Consider the following 14,497-nt stretch of genomic DNA (forward strand, 5'->3'; position numbering starts at 1 on the left):
GCGCGTCTGCGTTCCGCCACCGCAGGCCGCGGAGCAGGATCCGTAGTCGCCGGTCACCCAGTCGTAGCTGCACGCTTGCGTGTTGCACGACTGCGTATCTACCGGTCGCGATCCCGGATCGCAGAACGCATCGGCGACGACGTTGCCGAATCCGTCGTCACATACGACGGAACGCGTCTGCGTTCCGCCACCGCAGGCCGCGGAGCAGGTTCCATAGACGCCGGTCACCCAGTCGTAGCTGCACGCTTGCGTGTTGCACGACTGCGTATCTACCGGTCGCGATCCCGGATCGCAGAACGAATCGGCCACGACGTCGTCGTTCGCGTCGAGGCACTCGACGGTTCGGGTCTGGTTTCCTCCACCGCAGGCGACGGAGCACTCGCCGAACAGGCCCGTGGACCAGGTGAAGCTGGCTTGTGCCCGCGCCTCCGTGTGGGTCGCGAGCAGCGCGAGGAGCGTCAGGAAGAGGATCGACAGACTGCGCATCGGTGTGTTCTTTCCGGCAGCGGTGTTCGGTCGGAGGGTACTGCTCTCGAGTCTGCCCTTCGGCCTCCCGGCGCTCAGGCTGAAAGTGATCGGGCCTCGAACCGGATGGTGACTTCGACACGCGGACTCGTCACCGCTCGAACTGCGGTCCCTCTCGCCGCGCCAGGGTCTCCCCCGTAGGAACAGGCACGAGCCGAGCCCGGCGCCACCGCCGGGATCGGACACCGCGAGGCGCAGGAACGCGCCGCCATTTCCGGAACGCGCTGAGGGGCCCCGACAGCCTCCCGCATGGCGGGGCCGAGGCAGCGAGCAGCTCGGGCGTCACTGCGTCCGGTCACCCGTGACCGATCGGTTCGGCCGGGATACGTGCGACCCGGAGCGACGGACCGAAGAGACTCGTGTCGTCGCTCGGACGGAGCCCTGCCGCGAGCGCGAGGTCCGCCGTCACGCCTAGCGTGCGCCGAGGTTCGGAATTCGGCGTCCGTGGACCTCGAAGACGGCGTCGACGATCGCCTTGAGGGGCGTGCCGGCCTCCAGGTTGTTGCGTCCGTCCTCGGTTCCGTAGGAGAGGCGGGCCTCGTCGGCGAGGAGCGACTCGACGACCGCCGTCGCGCCTTCGCGCACGCCCGAGAGCGCATACCCCCCTTCGAGGACGTGCACGATCCGCCCTTCGCAGAGCGTGTCTGCGAGCGAGCGGAGGATGCGCGAAAGGGCGCGGTAGCCCTCGAAGCTCAACTCCATCGAGGCGAGCGGATCGTCGGCGTGGGCGTCGAAACCGCACGACACGAGGATCAGGTCCGGCGCGAAGCCCATCGCCGCGGGCACGATCAGGCGCTCGACGACGCCGACGTATTCGGCGTCGCCGCACCCGGGTGGCATCGGCACGTTCAGCGTCGTCCCGAGTCCGCGCCCTTCGCCTTCTTCGCCGAAGTCACCGGTTCCGGGATAGAAGGGGAACTGATGGGTCGACGCGTAGAGCACGTTCGGATCGTCGTCGAAGATGTGTTGCGTCCCGTTCCCGTGATGGACGTCCCAATCGAAGACGAACACCCGGAGGTCGGGCTCCTCGGCCTGGAGCGCGCGGACCGCGACCGCGACGTTGTTGAAGAGACAGAACCCCATCGAGCGCGCCGCCTCGGCGTGGTGTCCCGGCGGACGCACGGCGGCGAGACCGCGCGCGGCTTCTCCGCGCAACACGCGTCGAGCCAGGTCGATCGTGCCCCCCGCGGCGAGGAGGGCGACATCGAAGCTCGAAGGCGTGTGGTACGTGTCGGCGTCGATGCGTCCGGGCGGGAGCTCGCGGGTCGTCGCGAGGGCCTCGAGCATGCGGGTCTCGTGCGCTCGCGCGATCTCTTCGACGTCGGCCGCGCGCGGCGCGACGATCTGCACGCGATCGCGGAAGGGGGCGAGGGCTTCGCCGAGCGCGACGAGCCGCTCGGGGCGTTCGGGGTGTCCGTCCGGGCCCCGATGGCTCTGGTAGCGGGCGTCCTCGACGACCTCGACGGGCGCGGTCGGTTCGGCGTCGGTCGGACGATCCGGGGAGGCATCGGGCATGGGGACCTCGGCGGGCGCACGGGCTCCTGGATTCCGAACGGCCCGGTCGTCGTGTGTGGGGAAGCGCGTCGCGCGGGGCGGCGCGCGTTCAGTCGCGTTCGCGGAGCGACTTCTCGAGGCGTTCGATCGCGTCCGCGACTCGCGTGAGATTCTCGTTGAGCGCGTCGAGATCGCTCTTGCGCGGAATGTCCGCGAGGTTGCGGAGATCGCTGCGTTCGATCGCGCCCGCGATCGCCGACTGGATCGACTCGCGGAGGTCGGGGAGTCCGCCCACCCGGGGCCAACGTCCGGCGTCGCGGGCTTCGTCTTCCGATTGCGCGGCGCCTTCCTCGCGAGCGGGCTCGCGGGAGGTGAAGGGCGAGCGTCGTTCGTGCCCCTCGCGCGCCTCCCATCCGAAGCCTCGACCGCTCTTGCCGATCCCGGGCGATGCGTCGACGAACTCCTTGAAGCGATCCTGGAACTCGCCGAGCCCGTCGGTCGCGTCGTCGACGCTCTTCTTGATCGCGCCGTAGAGAGCATCCCCGCCCCGGGAGAGGATCTGCGTCAGCAGCGTGTCCGACGGATCCTCCTTCGCGCGCTGGTTGTCGACCAGGATCTGCGAGAGGGCGACCTGCGTGATGTCCTCACCGGTCTCCTTGTCGACGACGCGGACTTCCTCGCCTTCGTCGAGGAGCTTCGCGATCCCCTTCAGCGTGATGTAGCGGCTGGTCTCGGTGTTGTAGAGCTTGCGGTTGGCATACCGCTTGATCAGGATCGCCATGTCGTCAGTCTAGCGCGCGATCGCTCTTCTCCGGCGGCCGGGCCTCCCGTTCGCGGGGGACGCGGGCTCATTCCTCGACGTCGAAGCGCTGCACGCGACGGCCCCGCTGCGCCGGTTTCGGCCGCTGCGCCGCGGGCTCCTCCGGCGCGCCGGGTGAGTCGGCCCGGAGGCCCAGCTCCCAGAGCAGCTCCCGGAGACCGAGGAACGCGCGGAGGACCGCTCGGGCGTCGGGGTCGCGCTCGGATCGCTGCTCCCAGCGCTCGATCTCCCGGGCCAGGGCCTCTTCGAGGGGCTTGGCGAGGCCCGACGGGAAGATCGCCCCCTCCCGGAGGCGGCCGACCTGGGCCTCGAAGCGCCGCGCGACCTCGGCGGCGAGTCGCTCGGTCTGCTCGGGGTCGAGGCCGCTCGCTCGCCCGCCCGCCTCGAGGATCGCGGCGATCGCGGCGACCGATTCCCGGGCCGCATTGCCGACGTGGACCCGGGCGCGCGCGATCGCCTGGTCGAACTCGTCGCTCAAGTCGCGTCCCCGACCAGCTCGTCACCGATCCGGAGGAGCGCTTCGAGGCCTTCGATCTCCGTGGCGCGCTCGGCGATCTCGTGGAAATCGACCGCTCGACCCTGCACGCGTCGTCCCAGCGCTCGACGGGTCTCGAGCAGGTCCTTTCGGGTGTGCGAGGCTTCCTCGAGGATGGCTTCGAGGACGGCGACCTCGGCTTCGGGGGCTTCCACGCCGTGTCGGGCGAGGTCCTCGGTCAGGCGTTTGCGGTCGGCGTGGACGTCGGCGCCCTGCGCGAAGTCCGGGTCCAGGTCCTCGGGCCACGGGGCGATCCGGTTGAGGACGACCGCGGCGAGTCGGGCGCCCTCGGCGTCGAGCGCTTCGAGGAATTCGAGCGTCCCGGGCTCGGTGCCGGAATGGGCGCCTCCGACGAGCACGAAGCGCGTGTCCTCGCCGACCAGGATCTCTTCGACGCGCGTGGTGCCTGCCTGGAAGCCCTCGGTGAGGCCGGACACCGCGGAGAGGAACTCGGTCAGATCGTCGAGGAAGCCGACGCCCGCGATCCGCTCGATCAGCCCCATCATGCGCTGGAGGGAGCGGCCGAAGATCCGGAAGCCGAAACGACTGGCCGACATGGCCGGCCGGATCAGCGTCTGGACGAAGCGCCCTTCGAGGAACTCGCGCAGACGCCGAGGCGCGGAGAGGAAGTCGAGGGCGTGGCTCGCCGGCGGCGTGTCGACGACGACGAGGTCGTAGCGCCCGGATTCGACGGCCTCGCGCACCTGCTCGAGGGCCGCGTACTCCGCGCTCCCGGCGAGGGCTTCGGAGAGGTGGCGGTAGATCTTGTTGTCGAGCACCCGGGCGCGGGAGGCCGCGTCCGGGGCGAGCCGCTCGACGAGCCCGTCGAAGGTGGGCTTCGGATCGAGCATCAGGGCCTCGAGCGGAATGTCCTCAGCGTCGGCGCCGAGCGAGACGGGCGCGGGCTCGGCCCCGAGGACTTCGATGCCCAGGGCGTCGGCGAGTCGCCGGGCGGGGTCGATCGTGAGCACGAGCGTCCGTCGGCCGCCCTGCGCAGCGCGCAGGGCGAGGGCGGCGGAGATCGTCGTCTTGCCGACGCCGCCGGTGCCCGCGCAGACCAACACACGTGCGTGTCGCAGGGCTTCTTCGAGTCCCTGCGTGGACTCCCGCGGCGTCATGCGGCGCTCTCCCCGGCGTGTTCGGTGGCGGGTCGGACCGGTTGGGCGACGAGCCCGTCGGCGAATTCGCTCCAATCGGTTCCGCCCTCGAGGCCACCGGGCAGGATCGGCACGTCGACCACCGGCAGGTCGCAGCGGGTCGAGACACTCACGCGTTCGGCCTCCGCGAGGGCCGCCCGCGACGCGGCGTGCTCGACGAGCGGTGTGAGCGCGGCGGGGGGCGGCCAGGCTTCGAAGGAGAGGTCCGAGGCGGCGAGCACTTCGCGCAGGGCCGGGGACGGCCGCGGCGGGAGGCGGTTCACGATGACGCGATCCACGCCGATGTCGATGTCCTCCCGAGCCCGGTTCACGAGCTCGACGGTCTCCCGCACGGGCAGCTCTTCGGGCAACGTCACGGGGAGCAGCAGGGTACGCTCGCGGTCGTGGACGAGGGCCTCGACCCAGCCCGCATGGCGGGCGAGGGGGCCCGCGCGCACCGCCTGCTGCGCCACGCGAGGGACGTCGAGAAAGGTGAGCCCATGGCCGGTCGCCGGCGCGTCGACCACGATCAGGTCGTATTCCGGGCGTCCGTCTTCCTGGCTCTGTTCGACGTGCCAGAGCTTCCCGAGCAGGATGAGCTCACGCCATCCCGGCGCCGCCTCGAGCAGCTGGCGGAAGATCTCGCTGCCGAGGATCCGATCGGTCACGAGCCCGAGGCCGGTCTGGAGACGGACGTAGTGGGCGAGGGCCTCGTGGGGGTCGACCCGGATCGCGTGGAGCCCGGGGCGGAGCTCGCGTCCCTCGTAGCCGAGGGGCTCCGGGTCGGACTCGAACCGGGAAGCGACGGCCTCGATCGGCGCCGTCTCGGCCAGCAGGACCCGCATCCCGGTCCGCCGCGCGGCCTCCGCCAGCAGGCAGGCCACGGTCGTCTTCCCGACCCCGCCCTTGCCGGTCACGATGATCAGACGGTGATCCAGCAGGCTGCGAATCCTGGAGGTCATGCGTTCCTCGACCTACGCGGGTCGGCTCGGTGGGGAAAACCCTTCGTTCCAATCCACAGTCTAGCTCCCCCGTGGTCGCCGCGTGCTCAAGTGGTGTGCGAAAGAGGCCGAAGAATTCGGTTGTCAAAGTGTTTTTCGCGTCGCTGTCCGCCGACCGGCTCCGGTCGCGGCCCGACGCTGCCGAGTCGGGGAAACCACGTGATCGTCACCTGCGAAGAATGTACGACCAGCTTCCAGCTCGACGAAGCGCGCATTCCGCCGGGCGGGGCCCGGGTGCGCTGTTCGCGGTGCAAGCACGCCTTCTTCCTGCCCAGCCCGAACGAGTCGGCACCGGACCCGGTCCACTCGATCGCGGAAGAGGCGGCCGCCGACGCGGCCGCGGGCACGCCCGAGCCGTCGCAGGATCTGAACGAGGACACCTGGGACGGGCTCGGCGGCGATCCCGTCGAGACCGGCGACGCGGCGTCGTCCGCGATGACCGATCCGGCCGAGTCGCGTGCTGAGCCTGCGTCCCCGCCCGAGGTGGACGAAGAAGAAGATTGGCAGTTCAGCGAAGAGGTCCGCGTCGAAGGCGACGACGACCTCGAAGACGATTTCGGCGAGGACTTCTCCGGAGAGGCGGAGGGGGAGCTCGATTTCGGCGGGAGCCAGGACTTCTCCGAGGGCTTCGACGAGTCGGCGCTCTCGATGGAGGCCGACGACGCTTCGGTCGCGATGCCGTCCGTCGACGAGCCGGACATCGCGTCGGCTGCCCTCGAGGACACCGGTGCGGGTTCGGGACTCGATCTCGATGGCCCCGAGACGCCGCCGCCGGTGGCGACCGCGTCGGCGGACGCTGCGGCCGCTGGTGTTCGGGACGAGTCGAGCTTCGGCACCGTCGACGATTTCTCCTCGCTCATGGAGGACGACGTGCCGGCGGCGAACGACGCCGTGGGCGGGCTCGCGAGCGAGATCGCTGCGGAGCTCGACGCCGAGGACGCGAGCGCCGGTCTCTACGCGGGGGGCGGTCAGTCCGATGACCTCGGTGACCCCGAGAGCTGGGATCTGGTGGGCAGCGACGACTACGGCGCGCCGCGCGCGCGGGGGGCCTCGCCCGCTTCCGCCGCGATCAGCGCGCCCGTCGACGAAGACGCGTTCTTCAACGACGACGTCTTCGAGGACACGCCCGAGGAGATCGACCTCTCGGCGATGCCGCTCGCGACCGGAATCGTCGGTAAGGTCGTGCGCGCGATCGGTTGGGGCGCATCGGCGGCGGCCGTGATGGCCGTCGGTTTCCTCGCGTTCCAGGCCGAATGGGCCCGGGTCACGCCTTCGCTCCAGGCCGTCTCGGCCGGGCCGATCACCGCGCAGACCCTCGGCTCGGGCTGGGTCGAGACCGCGCGAGCCGGCACGCTCCTTCGCTTCGAAGGCGAGGTGCGCAACACGGCGGCGACCCCGCTCTTCGCGTCCGACGTGACGATCGCGCTCCTCGATGCGAAAGGGGAGCGCCTGCCCGCAGCGCCGATCCTACGCGCCGGCCTTCCGCTGCCCGAGACGTCCCTCCGCGAAGCGGCCCCGGACGTGCTCGACGAAAGCGTGGCGGCCGCGTCCACGCGCTTCGCGCGCACGCCGATCGCACCGGGCGGATCGCTTCGCTTCGAGGCGATCGTGGCCGCGGACGAGCTCCCCGAGCGAGCCGCCCGGGCGTTGCTCGAGGTCGCGGAGCCCCGGCCCGCGCCGGCGCGGCGAAGCGCGCCGGCGGCACCGGTTCCGACGGCGACCGCGGCATCCGGACCGCCGACGGAGACGGGTCAGGCCGAGCGATCCTCGCCCTGATCGACCTTCTCCTTCTCGGGCGTGACGTCGATCTCGTCGTCTCCGGAGATGCCGGCCTTGAAGTTCTTGATCGCCTTGCCGAAGCCGGAACCGATCTCCGGCAGTCGACGCGCACCGAAGAGCACCACGACGATCACCAGGATGATCCCGAGCTCCATCGGACCCATTCCGAACATCGTGTCTTCCTCTCTCTCCCCACGGCGCCCCCTCCATGATCCTGCTGAGGAAGGACGGGGCGTGTGGAATCCGGCGCGCATTCCGTCGGCAGGACTCCGCCTGCGCGATTCGGGCGGATGGTGCCGCCGGGTCCATCCCGGGTCAAGCGCCGGGGGTGCCCCGGATTGCGACGATTCGGGCAAGCAACGACCCGTAGTCGCCGCGGCGGCGACCCACTCCGGAACTTCTCCCTAGAACTCCTCACACGAAGGCTAGAATCGACTCCATGGCACTCTTCAAGGCCTACGACATCCGCGGCATCGTTCCGGATGAGCTGGATCACACCAAGGCATACGCGATCGGCCGCGCGATCGGACACTGGCTCGGAGAGGGTCCCGTCGCGGTGGGTCGCGACGCGCGGACGCATTCTCCCGAGCTGACCTCGGCTCTGGTCGACGGCCTCCGGGACGAGGGGCTCTACGTGCAGGACCTCGGGCTCGTGGCGACCCCGATGCTCTACTTCGCGGTGGAGTCCCTGGGCGCGAACGCCGGCGTGATGGTGACCGCCTCCCACAATCCGGGCGAGTACAACGGGTTCAAGATCTGCCGGGCCCACGCGGTCCCGGTCGGCGAGGCGAGCGGTCTGAAGGAGATCGAGGCGCAGGTCGAGGCGAGGCGCGATGCGCCGGCGGCGGCCGCGCGCGGCGGGGTCACGCACCACGAAGTCGGTGATGACTACACGAACCACGCGCTGTCGGTCGGGGAGCATCGCCCCCCGCTCAAGGTCGCGATCGATTGCGGCAACGGCATGGCCTCGGTGGGGCTCCGGCCGATCCTCGAGGCGCTTCCGATCGACGTCGTCGAGCTCTACTTCGAGCCGGACGGCTCCTTCCCGAATCACGAGGCGGACCCGCTCAAGGTCGAGAATCTCGCGGACGTGGCGGAGGCGGTGAAGCGCGAAGGGGCGGATCTGGGCGTCGCGTTCGATGGCGACGGAGACCGCGCGGTCTTCGTCGACGAGCAGGGTGAGCCGGTCTCCGCCGATCTGGCGACGGCGCTGATCGCGCGGCGGATGCTCGAGCGGGAGCCGGGGGCGCGGGTCCTCTACGACCTGCGTTCGAGTCGCGTGGTCGCCGAACAGGTCGAGCGATCCGGCGGCGTCGCCGGCATGTGTCGCGTCGGGCACTCCTTCGTGAAAGCGCAGATGCGGGAAGAGGGCGCGATCTTCGCGGGGGAGCTCTCGGGCCACCTCTACTTCCGGTTCACCAAGGACCTGATCGCCGACGACGGCACCGCGGCGCTCGTCGCGATGCTCGACGTCCTCGGCGCCGAGGGGCGGCCGCTCTCGGAGCTGATCGCGCCGCTGCGCTGTTATGCGGCGAGCGGTGAGATCAATCGTCGAGTCGCGGACACCGGCCACGTGATCGAGACGATCGCCGGCGAGCACGCCGACGCGCCGGAAGTCTCGCGGCTGGACGGTCTCCTGGTCCGTTACCCCACCTGGTGGTTCAACATTCGAGCCTCGAATACCGAGCCGGTGCTGCGTCTGAATCTCGAGGCGGACACCGCGGAAGAGATGGCCGCCCGGCGAGACGAGATCCTGGGTCGGATCGAGGCGCTCGGCGCGGGGGACTGATGGGTTTCGTCGCGCGCGTGCACGCCGGGATGCGCCTCGCGAGCGAGGGCTTCTCGTTCCTGCGCGGGCAGCCGCGGCTCTGGGGGCTCGCGACGGTGCCGGTGCTCTTCGCGCTCCTCTGCGTGGGAGGCGCCGGGAGCGCCTTCTGGCTCCATCTCGACGAAATCCACGCGTTCTTCGCCTCGCTCCTGCCGGAGCTCGAGGCGGGGGCGTGGTGGACCTGGCTGTGGGTCGGGCCGGGCAAGGCGCTGCTCTTCCTGGCGCGCTGGCTGGCGGTCCTGCTCTCCTTCGCGGTGACCTTCGTCGCCGCCCTGCTCGTCGCGAACGTGGCGAGCGCGCCCTTCCTCGACGTGCTCTCGGAGCGGGTCGAGGCGATCGCGCTCGGGCGAGGCGTCGCGAGCGAGGAGGGATTGCTCGCCGGGGCGCTCTCGAGCTTCGTGTCCGAGCTCGGTCGGGTGGCGTTCCTCGGCGGGATCTGGGTCCTGCTGACCGGAGCGGGGCTCGTCGTGCCGGGCGCCCATTTCGTGACGGGCCCGCTTCTGATCGCCATCACGATTGCGTTCCTGCCCCTCGACTATGCGGGCTTCGCGCTCGACCGCCGCGGGCTGTCCTTTGCCGATCGCCGTCGATGGCTGGCGGCCCATCGCCCGACGATGCTCGGCTTCGGCGGGATCGCGTTCGCCGCATGCATGGTGCCGGGCCTCAACCTGGTGCTGCTCCCGACGCTCGTCACGGCGGGGACCCTGCTCGTGGCGCGCACGAATCCGACTCGGGACGAGGCGGCCGCGCTCGGCGTCGACGCAGGCTGAGTCGTCGGCCTAGCCGGCGAGCGCTTCGGTGACGAAGTCGAGGATCGAGGCGACGTCGTCCTCGCCGTTCGGAGTCGAGACCTTCTCTGTCGTCGGCCGCCCGGGAAGCGCCTCGCCGAGCGCGCGGATCGCACCCTCCGCGTCGCTTTCGTCGGTCGCGAACACCCGGCAGCGCAGGTCGCCCAGGTCGGCGCGCGCGATCGGCCCGATCGGGTCCAGCCCGGCGTCGGCGGAGTGGCCGACCGGTCCTGCGAAGACGCATGCGCGGACGTTCGAGAGAAAGGGCAGGGCCCAGGCGCAAGCGCTCGCACCGAGGCCCACGCCGACGATCGCGATCCGGCTCCCATCGAGGCTCGGTTCGGCGCCGAGGGCCTCGAGGCTGCGTACGATGTCGGAGACCGATTGCCGCGCGAATTCCTCGACGAGGGCCCGCGTGTCCGCATCGAGGGCCTGGCCTCGGGTCAGCTTCGCGTGGCCGTCGACGAGGCGGTCGGTGAGCTTGGGGCTCTGGCGAGCGCCGAGGAGCGGGAGGTCGATCTGTGCGATCGCGAGCGGTCGTCCCGCCTCCGCAGACCAGGCGTCGGATCCGCCGAGCACGAGGACGAGGGGTGAGGACTCGCCGTTCTCCGGTCGATGGAGGCGACCCGGCACGAAGTCACCGCGGCTCACGACCTCGAAGACTTGCCCGGTCCCCCTGGCCGGGGACGCGTCTCGCAGGGTCAGGCGTGCGGGCGACTCGTCGAGGGGGCGGTAGAGAGAGGGCGCGGCGGACATGGCGCGCAACCTTAGCAGTCGCCACGCGTCGACGGGTGGCGCCCGCGGCGAAGGTGAAGCGCCCGCAGCGAAGGTTGAAGCGCCCGCGGCGAAGGCGAAGCGCCCGCAGCGACGGCGGAGCCAGCGTCGCTTGGAGGGAGAAGCCGAGGGCCGGGGTGCTACTTGAGCAGCAGCTTGCGCGTGCGGTAGAGCGTCGACTTGACGGCGTCTTCCGACTTCGACGTCGCGGCGGCGATCTCCGCGATCGGCATCGATTCGAGATGATGCATCTCGAAGAGCCGGCGCTGCTCGGCCGTGATCTCGTGCTCGAGCACGTGATCGAGGTGGCTCGCGCGTTCGACCATCTCGTAGTTCTCGAGCGGCGTCGCCTCGGGTGCGCTCGCGGCGGTCAGGCTCGAGAACGCGACGTCCTCGTCCTCCTCGAAGAGCGGGACGGTGGGGTGGCGCTTCTTGCGGAAGCGCGCGGCGAGGGTCCGGCGCGTCAGCCCGAAGATCCACGCGGCGAAGGGCGCATCGCCCCGGAAGCCGTCGATCGACGAGAAGATGTTGATGAACACCTCCTGCGTCGTCTCTTCGGTATCCGCGCGGTTGCGCAGCCGCTTGTCGAGGAACGCGTACACGCGCTTGAAGTAGCGCTCGTAGATCTCGTCGAAGGCGGCGCGATCGCCGGTCCGGATCCGATCGACCAGGACTTCGTCCGAAACGCGACCCGACGGGTTCGTGGGGTCGATCGGAGTAGCATCCGGGGAAAGCGGCGCGCCCATGGAGAGCGGTGCGCCGTTGGCGTCGGGCGATGTACGCGCGTCTCGCTCCGACTCCGGTCGGGCTCGATCTCGCGCTTCGCTGTCTCCGCTTGTGCTGCTGCTGATCGTCAAAGCCGAATTCCTCGAGCGCCGCGTTCGAGCGCTCGGACCTTCGTTCCTCCGGCTGGCCCAGTCCAATCCGGAGTCTCCCCCCACATAGACAGTTGCCCGGAGGCATGGCGGGGTGTCAAAAATTGTCACCTCCCGCCCGAATAAGCCCGAAATCGTCACTCCGACCCGAGGGGGATGGCGCCTGCTCGATTATGACGAAACGTCAGATCCGGATCCGCCGATCGGGAGCGAGCTGGACGACCTCGGGCGGCTCGGCGATTGGTGGCACCCCTCAGGCGGGGACGAGCGGCTCCGCGAGGAGGTCCGCATCCGTCAGGCCGGTGCGGAAGGCCGAGGGGCTCGGCGGGTCGACCAGGCCGGAGGCGGCCGGATCGGTGGCGCGGATCGGATGTGCGGCCCCGAGGGTCACCCGGCGCAGCCCGTCCGAAGGGCCACCGGCCTCGAGCGGCTCGAGCAGGAGCGTGAGCTGTCCCTGCTGTCGCAGTGCCCGAGTTCGCGAGAGCCCGAGGCGGCCGTCGCCGAGCAGGCCCGAAACGTGCTCGACGGCGGCGAGCACCTCGGCGTCGAAATCGGGCGCGAAGAGCTGGAGGCGCGGCGGCGCGAGGGGACGGAGGCCGAGCTCGGGGGCGAGCTTCTGGAAGTCCGCGACGCGCGGGGTGATCCAGCCGAGATCGGAGAGCCCGCTCGCGAGCAGACGGGCGACCGGGTCGCCCGCGTCCTCCGCCGTCGCGCGGATGCAGATCAGCTCACCCGCCTCCCCGATCGCGAGGAGGTCGATCGGGGACGTGGCTCCGAGGAAGCCCTCCGCGACGACGCGCCAACCCGGCGAGGAGCGCCGAAGGGCCTGCCGCAGCGCCCGTCGGAGCGATCCGACCTCGATCGCGCCCTGCCACTCGAGCTCAGCCAAGGACCCGGCTCCGCGCGTCTTCGTAGAGGAGACGCGCCACGTCCATCAGCGCCCGCGCCGCCGGCGACTGGGGATGGGCGAGCCCGATCGGCCGCTGGGCGGCGATCGCACGGTAGACGTGGAGATCGTCGACGAGCAGACCGTACGAGATCAGCGGGCGCCCGGACTCCGCCTCCGTTCGCCGCGCGAGGACGTCGAAGGCCGCCCGCGCCTCGGCGATCGACTCGACGCCGTGCAGTGTCACCCCGAGTTCGAGCGCCGGATGACGCGCGTAGAGGGCGCGAGCGAGGCCGGCGGTGTCGTCGAGGTCGCGAGGGCGCGCCCCCGAGAGCAGAAGCATCCAGCGCATCGATTCTCCGCCGGTGCCTTGCTCTTCGAGCCAGTCCGGCGGGATGCGCACGAAGACGATCCCCCCGTGACGGGCTTGCCGGGCCTGGCGCGAGGCGAGCTCTGCCGCCGTCTCGTAGAGCCCTCTCAGGTCCTTGGCCGGGCAGAACAGGAGCTCGCAGCCGAGCGGGCCCACGCCGGGCTCCGGCCAGAGCGGGGAGCCACGATCGCCGTCCGGGACGAGCAGGGTCGTCGATGCACCGAGGCGTGCCGTCTCGACGGCGAGATTCCAGGCGAGGGCGGCGCGTACGACGTCACGCTCGCCGATCGGCAGTCCGAGCACCGGGAGCGGCGGCGGCGTCGGTCCGCGATCGGTCGACTCCGTCGGCGGAAGGGCGGGTGCCTCGGGCGCCTCCGGCGCCGGGGCATCGGCCTCCGCAATCCCTTCGCCCTCTTCGAGCTCGGGCAGGAAATAGTGCAGGACGTCGGCGAGATCGCGCGGCAAGGCGTCGTCCCTCGGGCTTCGGTCCGGTCGTGAGCGAAGCGGAGGCGGATCCGACCGGCAGGACCGCTCCGGGAGCAGCAGCTAGCGGACGTGGAGGATCGAGTTCGGTTGTCCCGTCGGGCCGGGGGCCGTCTGGGGATTGTTCGGATCTTCCCGCCACTCGCCGTCGACGACGTAGCGGTACTGGTAGGTGCCGGGCTCGAGGGTCAGGACCTTGGTCCAGACCCGCTCCTGACCTTCCGAGGCGATCAGCGAACGCACGCCCCGGTCCGGTACCCAGCCGTTGAAGTCGCCCGCGATCCGCACGTCGCCGGCGACACCGTCCTTGAACCGGACGACGACCTCGCGCGGCGGCCCCCCGGCCTCGGGCGCCTCGTCCTCTTGCTCGAGGGTCGGCGGTCGCGTGGCGAGCTGGTCCGGCGGCGAAGCGGCGAGCTCGAGGGCGACGGAGGCGTAGTCGAGAGCGCCGTTCGCGGACGGTGCGTAGAGCGAGATCGGTAGACCCTGCCTCGCGGCTTCGCGGAGCTTGACGTTCAGCCGGATGACCGAGTCGAAGCAGAGCTCCTTGAACAGCTCGCGAATGTCACCGAGGGTCTGCCGCGCATAGCGCGTTCGACCGTCGTAGAGGGTCGGCAGGACCCGGACGTGGAGCTCGTGGCCAATCCGATCCGAGAGGAGGCTGATCGTCTCGAGCAGCTTCTGCACGCCGTCGATCGCGAAGAAGCTCGTCTCGAGAGGGACGATCACTTCGCTGGCGGCGCGGAGCGCGTTGAAGGTGAGGAGCCCGACGTTCGGCGGGCAGTCGATCAGCACGTAGTCGTAGAGGGGCGGCAGCGTGTCGATCGCCGCGGCGAGCCGCTCGGTCCGGGCGTCGTGGCGTTCGGTGGCGAGCTTCTGCTCGAGGGCGGAGAGCACGATGCTCGACGGTGCGATGTCGATCTGGTCGGAGACGTCGATGATCACCGAGTCCATCCGGCTCGCGCCGGCGGGTTCGACGAGGACTTCGTAGAGGTTCGCATCGAGGTCGTCGGGCTCGAGGCCGACGGCGAGCGTCGCGTGGGCCTGCGGATCCATGTCGACGATCAGGACGCGGTGGCCGTCCGCGGCGAGGGCGCCGGCGAGGTTGACCGTCGTCGTGGTCTTCCCGCAGCCGCCCTTCTGATTCACGATGGCGATGACACGCATGACGTCCCCCCCGAAACGTTCCACCGCCTCTCTTCG

15 protein-coding genes are annotated in these 14,497 nt (G+C 70.6%); 3 read left to right on the forward strand and 12 right to left on the reverse strand.

Annotated elements, in window-relative coordinates:
• The 6 genes from NXI30_25310 to NXI30_25335 form a co-directional block, all read right to left on the reverse strand.
• On the reverse strand, positions 1-486 hold a 486-nt coding region (locus tag NXI30_25310), incomplete at its 3' end, for a hypothetical protein (protein MCR9097550.1).
• Positions 487-936: 450 nt separating this feature from the next.
• Entirely contained in the window at positions 937-2,040 is a 1,104-nt protein-coding gene (locus NXI30_25315; GenBank protein ID MCR9097551.1) for a histone deacetylase, read from the reverse strand.
• A gap of 88 nt (positions 2,041-2,128) precedes the next feature.
• A complete protein-coding gene (locus tag NXI30_25320) occupies positions 2,129-2,800 on the reverse strand; it encodes a hypothetical protein (protein ID MCR9097552.1) in 672 nt (223 codons plus the stop codon).
• Between the two features lie 67 nt (positions 2,801-2,867).
• Complete coding sequence (locus tag NXI30_25325) at positions 2,868-3,317, reverse strand: hypothetical protein (GenBank protein MCR9097553.1); 450 nt, start codon at positions 3,315-3,317, stop codon at positions 2,868-2,870.
• Positions 3,314-4,492, reverse strand: a complete 1,179-nt coding sequence (locus NXI30_25330; protein MCR9097554.1) for an AAA family ATPase — start codon at positions 4,490-4,492, stop codon at positions 3,314-3,316. Before NXI30_25330 ends, NXI30_25325 begins: the two co-directional genes overlap by 4 nt.
• Complete coding sequence (locus tag NXI30_25335) at positions 4,489-5,472, reverse strand: ArsA family ATPase (GenBank protein MCR9097555.1); 984 nt, start codon at positions 5,470-5,472, stop codon at positions 4,489-4,491. Before NXI30_25335 ends, NXI30_25330 begins: the two co-directional genes overlap by 4 nt.
• A 198-nt stretch (positions 5,473-5,670) precedes the next feature.
• Here NXI30_25335 and NXI30_25340 point away from each other — a divergent pair, with 198 nt between their 5' ends.
• Entirely contained in the window at positions 5,671-7,287 is a 1,617-nt protein-coding gene (locus NXI30_25340; protein MCR9097556.1) for a zinc-ribbon domain-containing protein, read from the forward strand.
• On the opposite strand, the gene NXI30_25345 is transcribed toward NXI30_25340, so the two are convergent.
• Positions 7,263-7,463: a twin-arginine translocase TatA/TatE family subunit gene (locus NXI30_25345; GenBank protein ID MCR9097557.1), complete on the reverse strand. Its 201-nt coding sequence runs from the start codon at positions 7,461-7,463 to the stop codon at positions 7,263-7,265. The genes NXI30_25340 and NXI30_25345 overlap by 25 nt on opposite strands.
• A 266-nt stretch (positions 7,464-7,729) precedes the next feature.
• Between NXI30_25345 and NXI30_25350 the strand changes: the two genes are divergently transcribed.
• The gene (locus NXI30_25350) at positions 7,730-9,079 is read left to right on the forward strand and encodes a phosphomannomutase/phosphoglucomutase (protein ID MCR9097558.1); all 1,350 of its coding nucleotides are present in this window, start codon (positions 7,730-7,732) and stop codon (positions 9,077-9,079) included.
• Positions 9,079-9,888: an EI24 domain-containing protein gene (locus NXI30_25355; GenBank protein MCR9097559.1), complete on the forward strand. Its 810-nt coding sequence runs from the start codon at positions 9,079-9,081 to the stop codon at positions 9,886-9,888. The genes NXI30_25350 and NXI30_25355 overlap by 1 nt, the downstream gene beginning before the upstream one ends.
• A 9-nt stretch (positions 9,889-9,897) precedes the next feature.
• Here the strand turns inward: NXI30_25355 and NXI30_25360 are convergent, their stop codons facing one another.
• The 5 genes from NXI30_25360 to NXI30_25380 form a co-directional block, all read right to left on the reverse strand.
• Positions 9,898-10,662, reverse strand: coding sequence for an esterase FrsA (locus NXI30_25360; GenBank protein ID MCR9097560.1), 765 nt, complete (start codon positions 10,660-10,662; stop codon positions 9,898-9,900).
• Between the two features lie 158 nt (positions 10,663-10,820).
• Complete coding sequence (locus NXI30_25365) at positions 10,821-11,426, reverse strand: RNA polymerase sigma factor (GenBank protein ID MCR9097561.1); 606 nt, start codon at positions 11,424-11,426, stop codon at positions 10,821-10,823.
• 382 nt (positions 11,427-11,808) lie between these two features.
• A complete protein-coding gene (locus NXI30_25370) occupies positions 11,809-12,444 on the reverse strand; it encodes a hypothetical protein (GenBank protein ID MCR9097562.1) in 636 nt (211 codons plus the stop codon).
• Positions 12,437-13,276, reverse strand: coding sequence for a hypothetical protein (locus NXI30_25375; GenBank protein MCR9097563.1), 840 nt, complete (start codon positions 13,274-13,276; stop codon positions 12,437-12,439). Before NXI30_25375 ends, NXI30_25370 begins: the two co-directional genes overlap by 8 nt.
• Before the next feature lie 81 nt (positions 13,277-13,357).
• Positions 13,358-14,461 carry an AAA family ATPase gene (locus NXI30_25380; protein ID MCR9097564.1) on the reverse strand — a complete coding sequence of 368 codons (1,104 nt, stop codon included), beginning with the start codon at positions 14,459-14,461 and terminating at the stop codon, positions 13,358-13,360.
• Between the last annotated feature and the right edge of the window lie 36 nt (positions 14,462-14,497).

The sequence above is a fragment of the bacterium genome (assembly GCA_024742285.1).
Taxonomy (GTDB): domain Bacteria; phylum Myxococcota_A; class UBA9160; order UBA9160; family UBA4427; genus UBA4427.